The following is a 15,695-nucleotide window of genomic DNA, read 5'->3' as shown; positions in this document are numbered from 1 at the left end:
GACGACATCCGCGCCGGCCCACCTGCTTCTCCGTGTACGGCTTGCCGACGTACGGCCTACGGGGTCAGAGGCCCCGGCGCGGCGCCGGCGGCAGAGCCATCTGCGGCCGGCCGCCCGAGTACTGCCGGCCGCTCTGCCACGTGCTCGTGAACGGGGACTGCTGGCCCGAGGAGGACCCCTGCATCCCCGTACCGAAGGCGGTGAAGCCCAGGCTCTCCTCACCGCTCCGGTCGCCCGGCAGGGTCCTGAACGACCGCAGGTACTCGGAGTACAGCGCGTCGTAGATCGGCGTGGCCGAGTAGCCGGACGAGTAACCGGCCGGGGGGTCCTGGGCCGGGCGCATGGCGGGGACCTGGGGCTGGTACTGCTGACGTGAACGGTCGTATGAGTGCACGTAGGTGCCAACGACCCCGTCGTCCGTCGGATGCGGCCTGACCGGCGAAAATGCCGGTCGCGAGGGGTGGGAGGACGAGCCGGCGGGGGTACGGGCCGAGTCCCCGACGCGATCCCGCTCCCCCGGAGGGGCCTGTCCCTCGTCCGTCACGTGCCGGCCAGCGGCATCGCCGCGGCCACCAGACGCCCGTCGGCCGCGGCCTTGTCCAGCGCGTCGCGCAGCAGGTCCTCACGCGGCTGCTGGCCGATGGAGCCGACCGGCGCCGCGAAGACCAGGACCGTCCGCGACTTGTTGGCGGCGGCCCGCCAGTCGCTGGTGACCTGGAGCGGCTGGTGGGCCTGCCACCAGGCGACCGGGGTGCCGCCGCCCGTACCGGGCTGGAGGACCGCGTGCAGCTGGCCCATGGCGAGCAGCACCGACCAGCCGGACAGCGTGCCCGGAGGCCGGTTCAGATCACCGACCGGCTGGAAGCCCTGCTCCACGAGGAGCGGCAGGAACTCGTCCTCGTCGCCGACCGAACCGGGCCGGGCGATGGGGCCGGTCGGTTCGACGACCAGGGCGGGGTGCAGCTGGTTGTCGATCAGGACCAGACCGCTGGTGACACCGAGGACGGCCTGTTCACCGCCTGTGCCCGTGGGCCGGGGGTCCGCGCCGGTGATGCTGCGGACGGCGCCCTGGAGCTGGTCCTCGGCCACCTTGACGACCTGGGAGGGGATGCAGGTGGCGTGGGCGAAGGCCAGGACGGCGGTCTCCTCGCCGATGAACAGCACCGTGCTGGTGCGCTCAGTTTCGGAGTCGCCCGGGGTACGGCAGGAGGTGCAGTCGTAGCTGCCCGGGGAGTTCTCGCCGACGAGCAGGCGATCGGCTTCTTCGTCGCCGATCTCGGCGCGTACGTCTTCGCTGACGTCGAGCATGCGCGGCACGGGTGGCTCCTCGAACTCGGTGCGTGGGCCGGGCTGTTCCCGGCTCGTAAAGAGACAACGGGTGAGCTGTCGCCGGGGTCACGCGCGAAGCCGGACGAATCGAACCACCGGCCCCGCAGGGGCCCGTCTTCGGAGTCCCGTCCGGCCCGCGGTGGCCGGCACGCCACTTCGCCGCGTTGTCGCAGTCGGCCAAGTACGCCCGGTACGAGGCCGATCCGCCGCCTCGCGACGCACCGCACCAGCCGCCGCGGGCCACGCCCTTCGGGCGGGAGGCGCCACCTCGCGGACACGTCCTCGCCCCGTACGGGTGAAGCTTCCCGGCGCGCCCGCCCCGTCGGCCCGGAGCCGGTGCCGGGGCGCGCGAAGGTGCGGCGGCGGCGTCGTACCGGCCGGGCCGCGTGCGCGCGGTGGGCCGGGTCGGTACCCGGCCTACAGTCGCGGCAGGTTGACCAGGGAGACACCGCAGGACATGCACATCTCTTTTCTGCTCCACAACGCCTTCGGCGTCGGCGGCACGATCCGCACCACGTTCAATCTCGCGCGGGCGCTCGCCGAGCGGCACGACGTCGAGATCGTCTCGGTCTTCCGGCACCGCGAAGACCCGACGCTGGGCGCGCCCGAAGGCGTCCTGCTGCGCCATCTCGTCGATCTGCGCAAGAACAGCGCCGGTTACGACGGCGCTCACCCCGACCTCGCCCGGCCGGCCACGGTCTTCCCGCGCGGCGACGGGCGGCACCGGCAGTACAGCCGTCTCACCGACACCCGCATCGCCGAGCACCTGCGGTCGCTGACGGCCGACGTCGTCGTCGGCACCCGGCCGGGGCTCAACTGCCACATCGCCCGGCAGACCGGGCGCGGCCCGGTCCGGGTCGGCCAGGAGCACCTCACGCTGGACAGTCACAGCCACCGGCTGCGCCGCGAGATCACCCGCCGGTACCTGCTGCTCGACGCCGTGACCACCGTCACCGAGGCCGACGCGCGCGCCTACCGGTCCCGGCTGCGCCTGCCCGGCGTACGGATCGACGCCGTGCCGGGCAGCGTGCCCGCGCCGACCGTCGCCCCCGCCGACTCCACCGGGAGGTGGGTCGTGGCGGCGGGCAGGCTCACCTCGGTCAAGCGGTACGACCTGCTGATCAGGGCCTTCGCCACGGTGGTGGCCGCCCGGCCCGACTGGCGGCTGAGGATCTACGGCGCGGGGGACGCGACCGGCGACGAACGCGCCGCCCTGCGCGCCCTGATCGAGGAGCGCGGGCTCCACAACCACGTCCATCTCATGGGCACGGTGCACCCGTTGGAGCCCGAGTGGGTCAAGGGTTCGATCGCCGTCGTGACGTCGAGCCACGAATCCTTCGGCATGACCATCGTCGAGGCGATGCGCTGCGGCGTACCCGTCGTCTCCACCGACTGCCCGCACGGGCCCGGCGAGATCATCGAGGACGGGGTCGACGGCCGGCTGGTGCCGGTCGGGGACGTGGACGCGATCGCCGACGGGCTCCTCGCGCTGATCGAGGACGACGGACTGCGGCGGCGTACGGGCCTGGCGGCCGTCGAGTCGTCCGCCCGGTTCGACCCGGCGCGGATCGCCGAGCGCCACGAGGCGCTGTACGCCGCCCTGGTCGCGCGGCGCCGGAACGCGGGACCGCGCGAGGCGGTGCTCGGCGCCGTACGGCGCGGCCGTGGCCTCCTCGTGGGCGGTACGCGGACGGTGCGCGAACTGGCGGCGGCCGCGGTCCGCAGGGCGAGGACCACATGAGCGCCCCCACCGCGCACTGCACCGCCGACGCGGCGGGCACGGTGATCTTCGAATTCGCCGAGGCCGTCGGCACGGAGCTGGTCCTGCGCCGACGCGGCGGCGCCACGCCCGCGGACGAGGTACGCCTGCCGCTGACCGGACCCCGCGCCGTACTGGACCGCGCCACCCCGCTCGCCGAGGGCCACTGGGACATCGAGCGCGACAGCCGGCCCGTCCGCCCCGGCACCCGGGACCTGCGCGCGCTCGTCGACCGGGTCCCCGGCGCCGGACCGGTCACGGTCCGCGTCCCGTACCCGACCGCCGACGGCCGTCTCGCGCTGCGCTGCTGGGTCCGCGCACCGCACGCGGAGGCCGGGGCGATCCACTTCGCGGACGGCGCCATGACCGTGGAGGGCGTGCTGTACGGCGCCGAGGCGGGCGACGGCGCGACGGCCGAGGCGCGGCGGTGCGTGAGCCCGCACGACGGCGGGGCCCGTACGCACCGGGTCCCCGTGACCGGCGGCGCGGGCGGGGCCTTCACCTTCACCCTGCCGTACACGGCGCTGGCCGAACCGCCCATGACGGTGCGGCGGTTGTGGGACCTGTGGCTGCGGCCCGCGCACGGCGAGGCCCCCGTCCGGCTCTCCCGGATCCTCGACGACGTGTGGGACCGCGGGAGCATCTACGTCTATCCGGCGTACCGGGCCGACGGCTGGCTGGCCGCCCCCTGCTACTCGGGGGACAACGACCTCCGCGTACGCCTGGATCCGGGGGACTGACGGTCCCGACCGCCCGCACATGCGGACAGTACCTGTCCTCGACCGCTGGCAGAATCGACGCATGCTGGAGACCTCGGCCCGACTGCTCCGCCTGCTCTCCCTGCTGCAGGCCCACCGCGATTGGTCCGGCCCCGATCTGGCCGAACGCCTGGGGGTGACGCCGCGCACCGTACGGCGCGACGTCGACCGGCTGCGCGGGCTGGGCTACCCGGTGAACGCCAGTCCGGGCACCGGCGGCGGCTACCAGCTCGGTGCCGGGGCCGAACTGCCGCCGCTCCTGCTGGACGACGAGGAGGCCGTCGCCGTCGCCGTCGGGCTGCGTACGGCGGCGGGCAACGGCATCGACGGCATCGGCGAGACCTCCGTCCGCGCGCTCGCCAAGCTGGAACAGGTCCTGCCGAGCCGGCTGCGCCGCCGGGTCGGCGCGCTCAACGCGTTCACCGTCCCCATGCTGCGCGGCCCGGGCGGCCCGACCGTCGACGCGAGCCTCCTCACCGAGCTGGCCAACCTCTGCCGGGACGGCGAGCGGCTGCGCTTCGACTACCTCGACCACGTCGGCGCCGCCAGCCGCCGCACGGTGGAGCCGCACCGGCTCGTGTGCACCGAGCGCCGCTGGTATCTGGTCGCCTGGGACCTGGACCGCGCCGACTGGCGTACGTTCCGGGCCGACCGCATCACGCCCAGGCCGCCGCACGGCCCCCGCTTCCCGCCCCGCGAACCGCCCGCCGACGATCTGGCCGCCTATGTCTCCGAGGGCGTCTCCACCCGGGCCTACGCCGAGGCCGCGGTGATCAGGCTCCACGCGTCCGCGGCGGAGGCTGCGCAGCTGGTGTCACCGTCCGCCGGTGTGCTGGAGCCGGTCGACGAGCACAGCTGTCTGCTGCGCACCGGGGCGGGCGGTCTCGATGTGATGGTGGTCCATGTGATGCTCCTCGGCATCGACTTCGAGGTGGTCGAACCGCGGGAGCTGACGGAGCACATGAGGACGGCGCGGGACCGCCTTTCGCGGGCGCTGGGGGACGCTCCGTAACACCGGAGTCGCCGCGTCCGGGGTCATCCGGAAGGTGTCGTACCGCCGATGATTGTGCGAGGACGAGGTGAATTCCGTACGGCGTGTCAAATACCGGTGGACCGTCGAACGGGGGAATTCGGAGCCCGGAAAATACGGTGATCTTCGAGTCTGTCGAATTACTTATCGCTTACTTAAGGCGGACATGTGAACAGCGGTCCGAAGGCATGGGGGAGTCACCGAACACGTGTCGTGATCCTGTGACACAAGTGTGACCGCGGTCGTACGTAAGTGCGTGGGGACAGTGACCGGACATCCGCCGGAGCCGAGCGTTCCGTCACCGTCCGCCGTCGCCGCCCGCTCGCGCCGCCGCTCCCGCCGCCGACCGGGCCAGGACGGCCCGGAAGCCCTAGGCTGAGCCGTATGGCATCGATACCGACACCTCCGGCACAGCCCGACGACGCGCCCGACTCCTATGTGGGCCTCGCCGCCCCCGAGGCCGAGCGGATCGCGCGCGAGCGCGGCTGGACCACCGTCAGGGCGCTGCCGCCGGGCGCCATCATCACCATGGAGTTCCTGCAGGGGCGGCTGAACTTCGAGGTCGAGAACGACACCGTCATCCGCTGCTGGCTGGGCTGAGGCGACCGTTTGACCTCGTGAGTTGACGTCGCGAGTTGACGTCATACAGCGGAAGACCCCGGCGGACGCGCCGGGGTCTTCCGCTGTGCTGACCAAGGCCCTGACCAGGTCCTGGCCGGGTGCTGACCGGGCCTCAGCCGCCCGTCACCGGCCGTGAACGCGGTGGCCGGCGGCTGCCCGCCGGGGTGGTCGGGGTCCGTTCCGAGCGTGCCGTGGCATGCGGCCGGGGCTGGGTGAGCTGCGAGGTCGTGTTCCTGCCGGTCGCGTTACGGCCCGTGTGGGCGGTGCCGACCGTCGAGCGGCCGGCGTCCTCGTCCTCCTGCGCGGGGAGCTGAGGGACTATCACGGGCCAGGGCCCGCCGGCCGGTGCCGGCTCGGCGGCGGTCCCGCGCCGCTCGCGCCACCGCGCCCGTACCTGCTCACGCACCGCGAACACCGCGGCCTCGGTACGGCCGATCGTCGGCTCGAACCACGGCAGGGCGAGCAGGATCAGCAGACCGGCGACCCAGCCGAGCAGGACGTCGCTCAGCCAGTGCGTGCCCAGATAGACGGTCGTCGCGCCGACGCCGAGGGCGACCACGGACGACCCGATCGACAGATAGCGCCTGGCCCGTGGAGTGGTGGCCAGATAGGCCAGGATTCCCCAGGTCACCACGGCGTTCGCGGTGTGGCCCGAGGGGAATATGTCGCCGCCCGCGAAGAGTTCGGCCGAGCCGATCTGTGTCGCGTAGTGCGGGCCGAGCCGGCCGAGGCCGAGCTTCACCGCACCCACGGTCACGTTGAGCAGCAGCAGTGACGCGCCGAGAACCAGCAGCGGACGTAGTGTGTGCTGGCGCCAGGACCGCCAGCCCAGCCAGGCGGCGATCATCACGGCCGTGGGGCCGCGCTGCCCGAGCACCACGAAGTAGTCCAGGAACGCGTGCAGTTGCTGCCACTGCTGGTACGGCCGGAACAGCATGATCTTCCAGTCCAGCGTCACCAGCCAGGACGAGGCGAGAACGGCGATGACGATGGCGAGATAGAACGCCAAAGTCCCGCCGAAGAGAGTCACGCGGGTACGGCTCATCCGCGGGATCTCTATCTTCGGCGGCTCCGGCTCCCGGTCCAGTCGGGCGAAGATGTCGGTACGCACCCAATCGACGTTACAGCGAGTGAACGGCCGACTCGGTCGTTCCAGTCTCTTTGTGATGACGATGTGATGTGGAGTGTGTCTCGGATCGCTGTTTATCCGAGGCCGTTCCGCAATTTCAAGTGACCTTCTGCCCTATTGCTCGCGGCGGGCGCCCCGGTAAGTGTCTTTGTGCACAACAGAATTAGTTCACCGTGGCGTCGCACGGAATTTTCCGACCGCTTGACCGAGGCTTGACCGCGCCGGGGTGACCCCCGCCCGTCCGCGGCCCGTCCCCGTACGCGACACTTCGACGTTCGACGAGGTGAGACGGGCCACGTTCGGGGCAGGGGAACTCGCGTACGCTGTCCCGCACTCGCCCGTCGATGCCGGGCCGCCCCGGGGGACCACCACCGTCCCCGGCTGGTCCGCCGAGCGCGAGGGACTTCACTGGGAGGTAGGTAGATGTCCGGGACCACCACGGCCGGAGCGCGCCTGCGTGCCGCCGTCGGCGGCGGTGCCCCTGGCGGCGGCGTCAACCGCTGGGCCGTCCTGGTCGTACTCTGCGTCAGCCTCCTGCTCGTCGCGCTCGACGCGACCGTGCTGCACGTCGCCGTCCCCGCCGTCAGCGAGGACCTGCGGCCCAGCGGTGTCCAGCTGCTGTGGATCGTGGACGCCTACCCGCTGGTCTGTGCCGCGCTGCTGATCCTCTTCGGCACGCTCGGTGACCGGATCGGCCGGCGGCGGGTCCTGCTCATCGGCTACGGGATCTTCGGCCTGGCCTCGGTGGCCGCGGCCTTCGCCGGGTCGCCCGGCATACTGATCGCCGCCCGCGCCCTGCTGGGTGTCGGCGGCGCGATGATCATGCCCGCGACGCTCTCCATCCTCCGTACCGTCTTCCCCGACCGCCGCGAGCGCGCCATGGCGATCGGCATCTGGACGGCGGTGGCCGCCGTCGGCGCCGCGACCGGACCCGTCCTCGGCGGATTCCTCGTCGAGCACTTCTGGTGGGGCTCGGTCTTCCTGATCAACGTGCCGCTGATGGCGCTGATCCTGCCGGTCGGCCGCTTCCTGCTGCCCGAGTCGAAGGGCGGCTGCGACGGCCCGTGGGACGTGGTCGGCGCGCTGATGGCGGCGGCCGGGGTGCTCAGCGCGGTCCTCGGGGTGAAACGCCTCGGCGCGGGCGCCTCGATGCTCGACGTCAGGACCTTCGGACCGCTGCTTCTCGGTACGGTCCTGCTCTTCCTCTTCGTACGGCGGCAGAAGCGCCGGAAACATCCGCTCATAGACGTCACGATGTTCGCCCGGCGGACCTTCTCGACCTCCGTCGGCTGCATCGTCCTCGCGATGCTCGCGCTGGTCGGCCTGGAGCTGATCGCCGTCCAGTACCTCCAACTGGTACTGGGACTCAGCCCGCTGGAGACCGGACTGCGGCTGCTGCCGCTCACCTTCGCCGCGATGGCGGCGGGCGCCACCGGCTCGTACACCCTGCGCCGCGTCGGCCCGCGCCGGATGGTCGCCTGCGGGTTCGTCCTCACCGCCGGCGCCGTGCTGCTGCTGGTGATGATGGGCCACCACGACCGGCCCGCGCTGCTGACCACGGCCTTCGTGCTGCTCGGCTTCGGCCTCCAGTCCACGCTCTTCGGCGCGTACGAGTCGATGCTCAGCGAGGCACCACCGGAGCAGGCGGGCGGCGCCGCTGCCATCGGCGAGACGGCGTACCAGCTCGGCGCGGGCATGGGCATCGCGCTGCTCGGCAGCGTCATGAACGCGGCCTACGCGCCCGGCCTGTCGTCGGGCGCGGTCGACGGGGTGCCGGCGGCCGCGGGATCGGCCGCCGCCAACTCGCTGGGGCAGGCGTACCAGGTGGCCGCCCAGCTGGGTGGTCCGGCGGGGGAGGCCCTGCGTACCGCGGCGCGTCACTCCTTCGTGCACGGTCTGCATGTCACGCTCCTGGTCAGCGCGGGACTGCTGCTGCTCGGCGCGGTGGCGGCGCTGCGACTGCCCCGGGTGATGGACTGCGGGACACCGCCTTGCGGCGAGGCCGACGGCGCGGCCGGGAGCGGCATACCGGCGCCACGCGACGGCACGGCGGTCGAGGCCGCTGTCCCCGCGGGCCGGAGCCCCGCGCGCCACGGCGGGTCTGGACGGGCGACAGCCTTGCGTCGTAATGTCGGCGCCGAGCGTAACTAGCGCTGCTAGTTTTACTGACATCCGCGAGTTCCACCGACATCCGCGAGCCGCCGGAGGCAGCCCCCATGCCCGCACCCTCAGCCTCGAAGCCGTCGTCGTCCTCCTCCTCCTCCTCGAAACGCCCGCCCTTCGACCCGCGCGACCCCCTCGGCATCGACGATCTGCTGGAGCCCGAGGACCTGGCCGTCCGCGACACCGTGCGCTCCTGGGCCAAGGACCGGGTCATGCCGCACATCGCCGAGTGGTACGAGCGTGGCGAGCTGCCCGGCATCCGCGAGCTGAGCCGTGAACTCGGCGCCCTCGGCGCGCTCGGCATGTCGCTCCAGGGGTACGGCTGCGCGGGAGCCAGCTCCGTCCAGTACGGGCTCGCCTGCCTGGAGCTGGAGGCCGCCGACTCCGGGATCCGCTCACTCGTCTCCGTACAGGGCTCCCTCGCGATGTACGCGATCCACCGGTTCGGCTCCGACGAGCAGAAGGAGCGGTGGCTGCCCGGCATGGCGGCCGGCGAGATCATCGGCTGCTTCGGTCTCACCGAGCCCGACCACGGCTCCGACCCGTCCGGGATGCGCACGTACGCCAAGCGCGACGGCACCGACTGGGTGCTCACCGGCCGCAAGATGTGGATCACCAACGGCTCGGTCGCGGGCGTCGCCGTCGTCTGGGCACAGACGGACGAAGGGATCCGCGGTTTCCTGGTACCGGCCGACAGCCCAGGCTTCTCGGCGCCCGAGATCAAGCACAAGTGGTCGCTGCGCGCCTCGGTCACCAGCGAACTGGTCATGGACGAGGTACGGCTCCCGGCCGACGCCGTACTCCCCGCCGTCACCGGTCTGCGCGGGCCCCTCAGCTGTCTGAGCCACGCCCGCTACGGGATCGTCTGGGGCTCGATGGGGGCGGCGCGCGCCAGTTTCGAGTCGGCCGTCGACTACGCGAAGACCCGCGAGCAGTTCGGCAGGCCGATCGGCGGCTTCCAGCTCACCCAGGCCAAGCTCGCCGACATGGCTCTCGAACTGCACAAGGGAATCCTGCTGGCGCACCATCTCGGCCGGCGCCTGGACGCGGGGAAGCTGCTTCCCGAGCAGGTCAGCTTCGGCAAGCTGAACAATGTGCGGGAGGCGATCGAGATCTGCCGTACCTCGCGCACGATCCTCGGGGCCAACGGGATCTCGCTCGAATATCCCGTGATGCGGCACGCGACGAATCTGGAGTCGGTGCTCACCTACGAGGGCACCGTCGAAATGCACCAGCTGGTGCTGGGCAAGGCACTCACCGGTCTGGATGCCTTCCGGTGACCGGGCGTGACCCGGTGAGCGCCTCGCTCAGCTCTGGTTGAAGAAGCCGTCCCGCCCGTGGGCCTTGGACTCCCCGCTGACGATCTCGGTGTCGGCGGGGGTCAGCAGGAACACCCGGGTGGCGACACGGTCGATCGAGCCACGGAGACCGAAGATCAGTCCGGCGGCGAAGTCGACGACGCGCTTGGCGTCGGCGGGCTCCATCGCGGTGAGGTTCAGGATGACGGGGACACCCTCCCGGAACAGCTCGCCGATGCCACGCGCGTCCCGGAAGCTCTCCGGCGAGACGGTGGCGATCCTGCGGTCCTGCTCCGGAGCCGCCTCGGCGGCGATCCGCACCCGCGGATCGGTCTTCCAGGTGTCGTTGTTCTCGGCACCCTCGGAGTACTCGTCGTCGTAGTAACGCTCGTCGTTGTCCTCAACGAGGCCCAGCCAGGCACTCGCCTTGCGCACCGATCCCATGGACGCCTCCTTTCACCGCGGTCGCTTGTGGTTCCGCATGCCTATGGTTGTCCATGATGCGGATTGCGCGCCAAGTGGATTGTCGCCGCGCAGGGGATTCGTGACGGTACTGGTGCAGAAGATATGGCGATTCGTCAGGGTTCTTCCTGTGTACGGGCCCTGACGTAATGAAAATATGAAAGTCCAGCCAGACGGGTGACGCTGGGGACGTACGGGTGAACGAGATGGCTCGATACGATGCCTTGCGCACCGTCGAACGACACCGGGGGGACCGTCGTGTTCGGAATTGTGAGGCCATGCAGCCATCGACTCTCGGAAGGACTCAAGACCGAGTGGATGGCTCATCTGTGCGGGCTGTGCCTGGCACTTCGCTCGGACCACGGACAGCTCTCCCGCATTGTCACCAACTATGACGGCCTGATTGTCTCCGTTCTGACGGAGGCTCAGGCCGAGCGCAGCGCCGGATGGCGCCGTACAGCTGGCCCTTGCCCACTCCGCGGGATGCGAACCGCTCCGGTCGCGAAAGGCGAAGGAGCACGCCTTGCAGCGGCTGTGTCGCTGGTGCTCGCCTCGGCGAAGGTACGGGACCACGTCGCCGACGGGGACGGGATGTTGAGGCGGCGGCCGGTGGCGGTCGCCGCGCGCCGGATAGCCGGCGGCTGGGACCGCGCGGGGGCGCGTACCGGCGCGCGGCTGGGCTTCGACACGGCGGTGCTCGTCGACGCGGTCGACCGGCAGACCGGCATCGAGGCACTCGCCGGACCCGGCACCCCGCTGCTCACCGTCACCGAGCCGACCGAGACCGCGACGGCCGCCGCGTTCGCGCACACCGCCGTACTCGCGGGCCGGCCGGGCAACATGGCGCCGCTCGCCGAGGCGGGCCGGCTCTTCGGACGGCTCGCCCATCTGCTGGATGCCGTGGAGGACCAGGGAGCTGACGCCGCGTCGGGTGCCTGGAACCCGCTCACGGCGACCGGCACCTCACTCGCCGAGGCGCGCCGGCTCGCGGACGACGCGCTGCACGGCATCCGGCTGGCGCTGCGCGACGCGGAGTTCGTCGACGACAAGCTGGCGCATGTGCTGCTGGCGCACGAACTGCGTACCTCCGTCGACCGCGCCTTCGGGACGTCCTCCTGCTCGCACCAGGGGCAGGTGAGCGTCCAGGACGGGAATCCGTACGGAGGGCAGGGCGGGAATCCGTACGGCCAGTCCGGTCCGTACGGCTCGAACAATCCCCACGGGGGCGGGAATCCGGGCGGCGACAACCCCTACGGCGGCGGGGGGCCGGGTGGGCCGGGCGGCCCCGGTGGTCCCGGACCCGACCTCCTGCCCCGGCCGCCCCGGCCGGAGCGGCGCGGCTTCTGGGCCGGCTGCGCGGTGGCGATCGGGCTCTGCTGCACCTGCCAGCTCTGCTGCGCCAGTGAGTACGAGGGCCCGTGGTCGCGCGAGAGGCGCGAGGGCTGTGCGGACTGCGCCGACTGCGGCTGCGAGTGCTGCAACTGCGGCTGTGACGGTTGTGACTGCTGCGGCTGCGACTGCTGAGTCCCGGCCGTCGGCGCGGCGCGGGTGGAGACGCGGGCGGAAGCGGGTGTGAAAGCCCGTACGGGAGCCCGTGTGGAAGGCTGCGTCGGCATGAGCACAGACACAGACCTGGATCCCGCGCGGAACTGGAAGAACTGGCACGAACGCCGCATCACCGCCGTCTCCGCACCGCACGGTCCGCTCTCGCTGACCGGCACCCACTGGCTCTCCGACTACCCGGAAGGGCGAATTCCGGCCGTGCCCGGCGTGTGGCGGGAGCGTGGGGACGACGTGACGCTGACCGCCACCCCCGCCGACGGGCTCACGGTTGACGGCCGGCCGCTGACCGGTGAGGCCGTCCTGACCGCCGACCGGGGTCCCATCGGCGAGTCCCGGGTCGCGCACGGCGGGCGCAGGCTGGTGGTCATGCGCCGCGAAGGGCTCTGGGCGGTACGGGACTTCGACCCGGAGTCCCCGGCGCGCGGGGCGTTCGTGACCGTCGAGGCCACGCCGTACGACGACCGGTGGGTGCTGCCGGGGCGCTTCCGTCCGTACGGTGAGAGCCGCACCGTGCGCGTCGAGAACGCCGACGGACGGGAGCGCGGCCTCGCGCTCGCGGGTGAACTGGCCTTCTCCGTAGGCGGTTCGGAGCACACCCTCCAGGCCGTCGTCGAGCCCGACGGGTCCCTCTGGGCGGTCTTCGCCGACGGCACCAGCGGGCTGACCAGTTATCGCTTCCGCTTTCTGCGGCCGTCACCGCCGGCCGCGGACGGCACGGTGAGCGTCGATCTCAACCGGGCGCTGCTGCCGCCCTGCGCCTTCGCCGAGCACTTCATCTGCCCCTTCCCGCCGCCCGGGAACACGCTGTCGTTCGAGGTCCCGGCGGGGGAGCGGAACATCGTCGTCCGCTGAGTGCCCCGCACGTCCGGAAGCGACCCCGGTCCGCGCCGCGCGGACCGGGGTCGTCCCGACATGTGGGCAACTCGGCGGTCGGCGCGGCAGCGGTGATTTCACGACGCTCCAGCGGTATTTCGCCCGGTGCGGTGGCTGGAAAGCGCCCTTGCGCGGTCAGTTGGCTCATCCAATACTCCCCTCACAGCGCTTGTCAGGGGCACGGCATATCCGGAATACGGACGTATCCCTGACTGCGCCTCACGGGCCAGACCACCCCAATCAGGCCCCAGATTCCTTCGGAGGAACGACACGTGAGGATCAAGCGCACCACCCCCCGCAGTGGTATTGCGAGACGGACGCGTCTGCTCGCCATCACCACTGGTCTCGTCGCCGCAGCCGCACTCGCCGTCCCCACGGCCAGCGCGGACACGGCCGGGACCTTCAGTGCGACCCAGCTCACGGCGGCGAGCGACGCCATCCTGGGTGCCGACGTGGCAGGCACCGCCTGGTACGTCGACAAGACGACGAACGCTCTTGTCGTCGAGGCGGACTCCACCGTCAGCAAGGCGGAGATCGCCGAGATCAAGCGTGAGGCGGGTGCCAACGCCGGCGCCCTGGAAATCAAGCGGACCCCCGGCAAGCTCTCCAAGCTCCTCTCCGGCGGCGACGCGATCTACTCGCCCACCGGTCGCTGCTCGGCCGGGTTCAACGTACGCAGCGGCACCACCGACTACTTCCTGACCGCCGGTCACTGCACCGAGGGCAACCCGAACTGGTACACCAACTCGGCGCGCACCACGCTCATCGGCCCGACGGCAGGCTCCAGCTTCCCGGGCAACGACTACGGCATCGTGCGCTACTCCAACGCCTCGGTCTCGCGTCCCGGCACCGTCGGCAGCATCGACATCACCAGCGCGGCCAACGCCACGGTGGGCCTGTCGGTGACCCGTCGCGGTTCCACGACGGGCACCCACAGCGGTACCGTCCAGGGCCTCAACGCCACGGTCAACTACGGTGGCGGCGACGTCGTCTCCGGTCTGATCCGTACCAACGTCTGCGCCGAGCCCGGCGACAGCGGCGGCCCGCTCTACTCGGGCAGCCGCGCGATCGGCCTCACCTCGGGCGGCAGCGGCAACTGCTCCTCCGGCGGTACGACGTACTTCCAGCCGGTCGTCGAAGCGCTGAACGCGTACGGCGTCAGCATCACCTGAGCACCGCCTGAGTACCCCCGGCCGCTCTGACCGGCCGGACCGAGCAACGCTGAGACGAGTCCCCGCCCGTGAGCTCCGGGCGGGGACTCGACGCGTTTCCGGGGGTGTTTCCGGGGCCGAACTCCCGCGCCAGGGGGTCGGTTTCAAGACAGGACTAGTCCTCACCCGCTGCCGACCCGGTGATTGCACCGAGTGTTTACGAATGGAACGGCTCGGCTCTGACCACCGCACGTGACCGGGTTGAAAAGGAAATGAACCCGCCGTGTGCACGTCCGGAAGCCGACCTTGTGTGCTACTGGCGAGTTTAGGAATAGTGGGCGCCTCGTCCTCCGTGTCACCGCACCCCACATGCGATGACGCGGCCCCCACAGGAGGTATCAGTTGAAGCACCGACGCATTTCCAGGAAGCGCATGGCAGTCGCGGGCAGTGCCGTCGCCGCCATGGCCGTGGCCGGGATTTCCTTCCAGACTGCGAACGCCAGTGAGGACACCGCCGTGACGACGGCGAAGACACTGTCGGCGCCGGCGGCCGGAAAGCTCGCATCCACGCTCGTCGGCGACCTCGGCGGCGACACGGCCGGTTCGTACTACGACAGCAAGACCAAGGCCCTGGTCGTCAACGTCGTCGACGGCAAGGCCGCCGAGACCGTGCGCGAGGCGGGTGCCAAGGCGAAGGTCGTGGCGCACTCCCTGGCCGAGCTGAAGGACGCCCGCGGCTCCCTCACGGGCAAGGCGAGCACTCCTGGCACGGCCGTGGCCGTCGACCCGGTGTCGAACAAGGTCGTCGTCACGGCGGACAGCACGGTCAAGGGTGCCGCGCTGAACAAGCTCACCAAGGCCGTGGAGAAGCTCGGCGCCAAGGCCGAACTGAAGAAGACCGCCGGGGAGTTCAAGAAGTTCATCGCCGGCGGCGAGGCCATCCACTCCGGTGGTGGCCGCTGCTCCCTCGGCTTCAACGTGACGGTGGGCGGCGCGCCGCACTTCATCACGGCGGGCCACTGCGGCACGGCGGGCAGCTCGTGGTCCGACTCCGCCGGCGGCGCCGAGATCGGCTCCATGGTCGACTCGCAGTTCCCGGGCAACGACTTCGCCCTTGTCGAGTACACCGGTTCGGCGGACGCCCCGAGCGCCGTCGACCTGTACGACGGCAGCACACAGGAGATCACGGAGGCCGGTGACGCCACCGTCGGCCAGACGGTCTCGCGCAGCGGCTCCACCACCCAGGTGCACGACGGTGAGGTCACCGCGCTCGACGCCACCGTGGACTACGGAGGCGGCGACGTCGTCGAGGGCCTCATCCAGACCACGGTCTGCGCCGAGCCCGGCGACAGCGGCGGCTCGCTCTTCGCGGGTACCACCGCGCTGGGTCTGACCTCGGGCGGCAGCGGCGACTGCTCCTCGGGCGGCGAGACGTTCTTCCAGCCGGTGCCGGAGGCGCTCGCGGCGTTCGGTGCCACGATCGGCTGACGGACAGCCGGCGACCGGTTGACGGTCGGCTGACCGTACGGAACCAAGAAGCCCGGCCCGCCGTCATCGGC

14 protein-coding genes are annotated in these 15,695 nt (G+C 71.4%); 10 read left to right on the top strand and 4 right to left on the bottom strand.

The genetic code is table 11. The features are described 5' to 3' along the window. Positions 1–64: 64 nt before the first annotated feature. Both ACFT9I_RS39155 and ACFT9I_RS39150 read right to left on the bottom strand, forming a co-directional pair. Positions 65–343 (bottom strand): hypothetical protein, encoded by a 279-nt coding sequence (locus ACFT9I_RS39155; RefSeq protein WP_382572429.1) that lies wholly within the window; start codon positions 341–343, stop codon positions 65–67. A 197-nt stretch (positions 344–540) separates the two neighbouring features. Next, complete coding sequence (locus tag ACFT9I_RS39150; RefSeq protein WP_382572427.1) at positions 541–1,317, bottom strand: hypothetical protein; 777 nt, start codon at positions 1,315–1,317, stop codon at positions 541–543. Positions 1,318–1,786: 469 nt separating this feature from the next. On the opposite strand from ACFT9I_RS39150, the gene ACFT9I_RS39145 reads away from it, so the two are divergent. The 4 genes from ACFT9I_RS39145 (at position 1,787) to ACFT9I_RS39130 (ending at position 5,476) form a co-directional block, all read left to right on the top strand. Continuing rightward, positions 1,787–3,070, top strand: coding sequence for a glycosyltransferase family 4 protein (locus ACFT9I_RS39145; protein WP_382572426.1), 1,284 nt, complete (start codon positions 1,787–1,789; stop codon positions 3,068–3,070). Continuing rightward, positions 3,067–3,828: a hypothetical protein gene (locus tag ACFT9I_RS39140; protein ID WP_382572424.1), complete on the top strand. Its 762-nt coding sequence runs from the start codon at positions 3,067–3,069 to the stop codon at positions 3,826–3,828. Before ACFT9I_RS39145 ends, ACFT9I_RS39140 begins: the two co-directional genes overlap by 4 nt. 61 nt (positions 3,829–3,889) lie before the next feature. After that, a complete protein-coding gene (locus ACFT9I_RS39135) occupies positions 3,890–4,858 on the top strand; it encodes a helix-turn-helix transcriptional regulator (protein WP_382572422.1) in 969 nt (322 codons plus the stop codon). Between the two features lie 402 nt (positions 4,859–5,260). Beyond that, positions 5,261–5,476, top strand: coding sequence for an I78 family peptidase inhibitor (locus ACFT9I_RS39130; RefSeq protein WP_382572420.1), 216 nt, complete (start codon positions 5,261–5,263; stop codon positions 5,474–5,476). A gap of 133 nt (positions 5,477–5,609) precedes the next feature. Here the strand turns inward: ACFT9I_RS39130 and ACFT9I_RS39125 are convergent, their stop codons facing one another. Beyond that, a complete protein-coding gene (locus ACFT9I_RS39125; RefSeq protein WP_382572419.1) occupies positions 5,610–6,608 on the bottom strand; it encodes a phosphatase PAP2 family protein in 999 nt (332 codons plus the stop codon). Positions 6,609–7,049: 441 nt separating this feature from the next. Between ACFT9I_RS39125 and ACFT9I_RS39120 the strand changes: the two genes are divergently transcribed. Together ACFT9I_RS39120 and ACFT9I_RS39115 are read left to right on the top strand one after the other, a co-directional pair. After that, positions 7,050–8,777, top strand: coding sequence for an MFS transporter (locus ACFT9I_RS39120; protein WP_382572417.1), 1,728 nt, complete (start codon positions 7,050–7,052; stop codon positions 8,775–8,777). A 65-nt stretch (positions 8,778–8,842) separates the two neighbouring features. Then, the gene (locus ACFT9I_RS39115) at positions 8,843–10,069 is read left to right on the top strand and encodes an acyl-CoA dehydrogenase family protein (RefSeq protein WP_382572416.1); all 1,227 of its coding nucleotides are present in this window, start codon (positions 8,843–8,845) and stop codon (positions 10,067–10,069) included. A gap of 27 nt (positions 10,070–10,096) precedes the next feature. Here ACFT9I_RS39115 and ACFT9I_RS39110 read toward each other — a convergent pair whose 3' ends face one another. Next, entirely contained in the window at positions 10,097–10,531 is a 435-nt protein-coding gene (locus ACFT9I_RS39110) for a cell division protein SepF (RefSeq protein ID WP_382572415.1), read from the bottom strand. Positions 10,532–10,807: 276 nt separating this feature from the next. On the opposite strand from ACFT9I_RS39110, the gene ACFT9I_RS39105 reads away from it, so the two are divergent. The 4 genes from ACFT9I_RS39105 (at position 10,808) to ACFT9I_RS39090 (ending at position 15,624) form a co-directional block, all read left to right on the top strand. Further along, positions 10,808–12,073: a DUF5685 family protein gene (locus ACFT9I_RS39105; RefSeq protein ID WP_382572413.1), complete on the top strand. Its 1,266-nt coding sequence runs from the start codon at positions 10,808–10,810 to the stop codon at positions 12,071–12,073. Positions 12,074–12,163: 90 nt separating this feature from the next. Beyond that, positions 12,164–12,964 (top strand): DUF1684 domain-containing protein, encoded by an 801-nt coding sequence (locus ACFT9I_RS39100; protein WP_382572412.1) that lies wholly within the window; start codon positions 12,164–12,166, stop codon positions 12,962–12,964. A 293-nt stretch (positions 12,965–13,257) separates the two neighbouring features. Then, positions 13,258–14,157 (top strand): S1 family peptidase, encoded by a 900-nt coding sequence (locus tag ACFT9I_RS39095; protein ID WP_382572411.1) that lies wholly within the window; start codon positions 13,258–13,260, stop codon positions 14,155–14,157. Between the two features lie 381 nt (positions 14,158–14,538). After that, the gene (locus tag ACFT9I_RS39090; RefSeq protein WP_382572409.1) at positions 14,539–15,624 is read left to right on the top strand and encodes a S1 family peptidase; all 1,086 of its coding nucleotides are present in this window, start codon (positions 14,539–14,541) and stop codon (positions 15,622–15,624) included. Positions 15,625–15,695: the final 71 nt, after the last annotated feature.

This window comes from Streptomyces sp. NPDC057137 (assembly GCF_042670825.1).
Taxonomy (GTDB): Bacteria; Actinomycetota; Actinomycetes; order Streptomycetales; family Streptomycetaceae; genus Streptomyces.
The sequence above is the reverse complement of the archived record's forward strand: the minus strand, read 5'-3'. Positions and strand labels throughout refer to the sequence as shown.

What these genes read in the sequence shown, in the direction of transcription:
- ACFT9I_RS39110 (WP_382572415.1), bottom strand. Translation starts at nt 10,531, where the DNA reads ATGGGATCGGTGCGCAAGGCGAGTGCCTGGCTGGGCCTCGTTGAGGAC.
- ACFT9I_RS39120 (WP_382572417.1), top strand. Translation starts at nt 7,050, where the DNA reads ATGTCCGGGACCACCACGGCCGGAGCGCGCCTGCGTGCCGCCGTCGGC.
- ACFT9I_RS39100 (WP_382572412.1), top strand. Translation starts at nt 12,164, where the DNA reads ATGAGCACAGACACAGACCTGGATCCCGCGCGGAACTGGAAGAACTGG.
- ACFT9I_RS39115 (WP_382572416.1), top strand. Translation starts at nt 8,843, where the DNA reads ATGCCCGCACCCTCAGCCTCGAAGCCGTCGTCGTCCTCCTCCTCCTCC.
- ACFT9I_RS39130 (WP_382572420.1), top strand. Translation starts at nt 5,261, where the DNA reads ATGGCATCGATACCGACACCTCCGGCACAGCCCGACGACGCGCCCGAC.
- ACFT9I_RS39135 (WP_382572422.1), top strand. Translation starts at nt 3,890, where the DNA reads ATGCTGGAGACCTCGGCCCGACTGCTCCGCCTGCTCTCCCTGCTGCAG.
- ACFT9I_RS39140 (WP_382572424.1), top strand. Translation starts at nt 3,067, where the DNA reads ATGAGCGCCCCCACCGCGCACTGCACCGCCGACGCGGCGGGCACGGTG.
- ACFT9I_RS39155 (WP_382572429.1), bottom strand. Translation starts at nt 343, where the DNA reads ATGCGCCCGGCCCAGGACCCCCCGGCCGGTTACTCGTCCGGCTACTCG.
- ACFT9I_RS39145 (WP_382572426.1), top strand. Translation starts at nt 1,787, where the DNA reads ATGCACATCTCTTTTCTGCTCCACAACGCCTTCGGCGTCGGCGGCACG.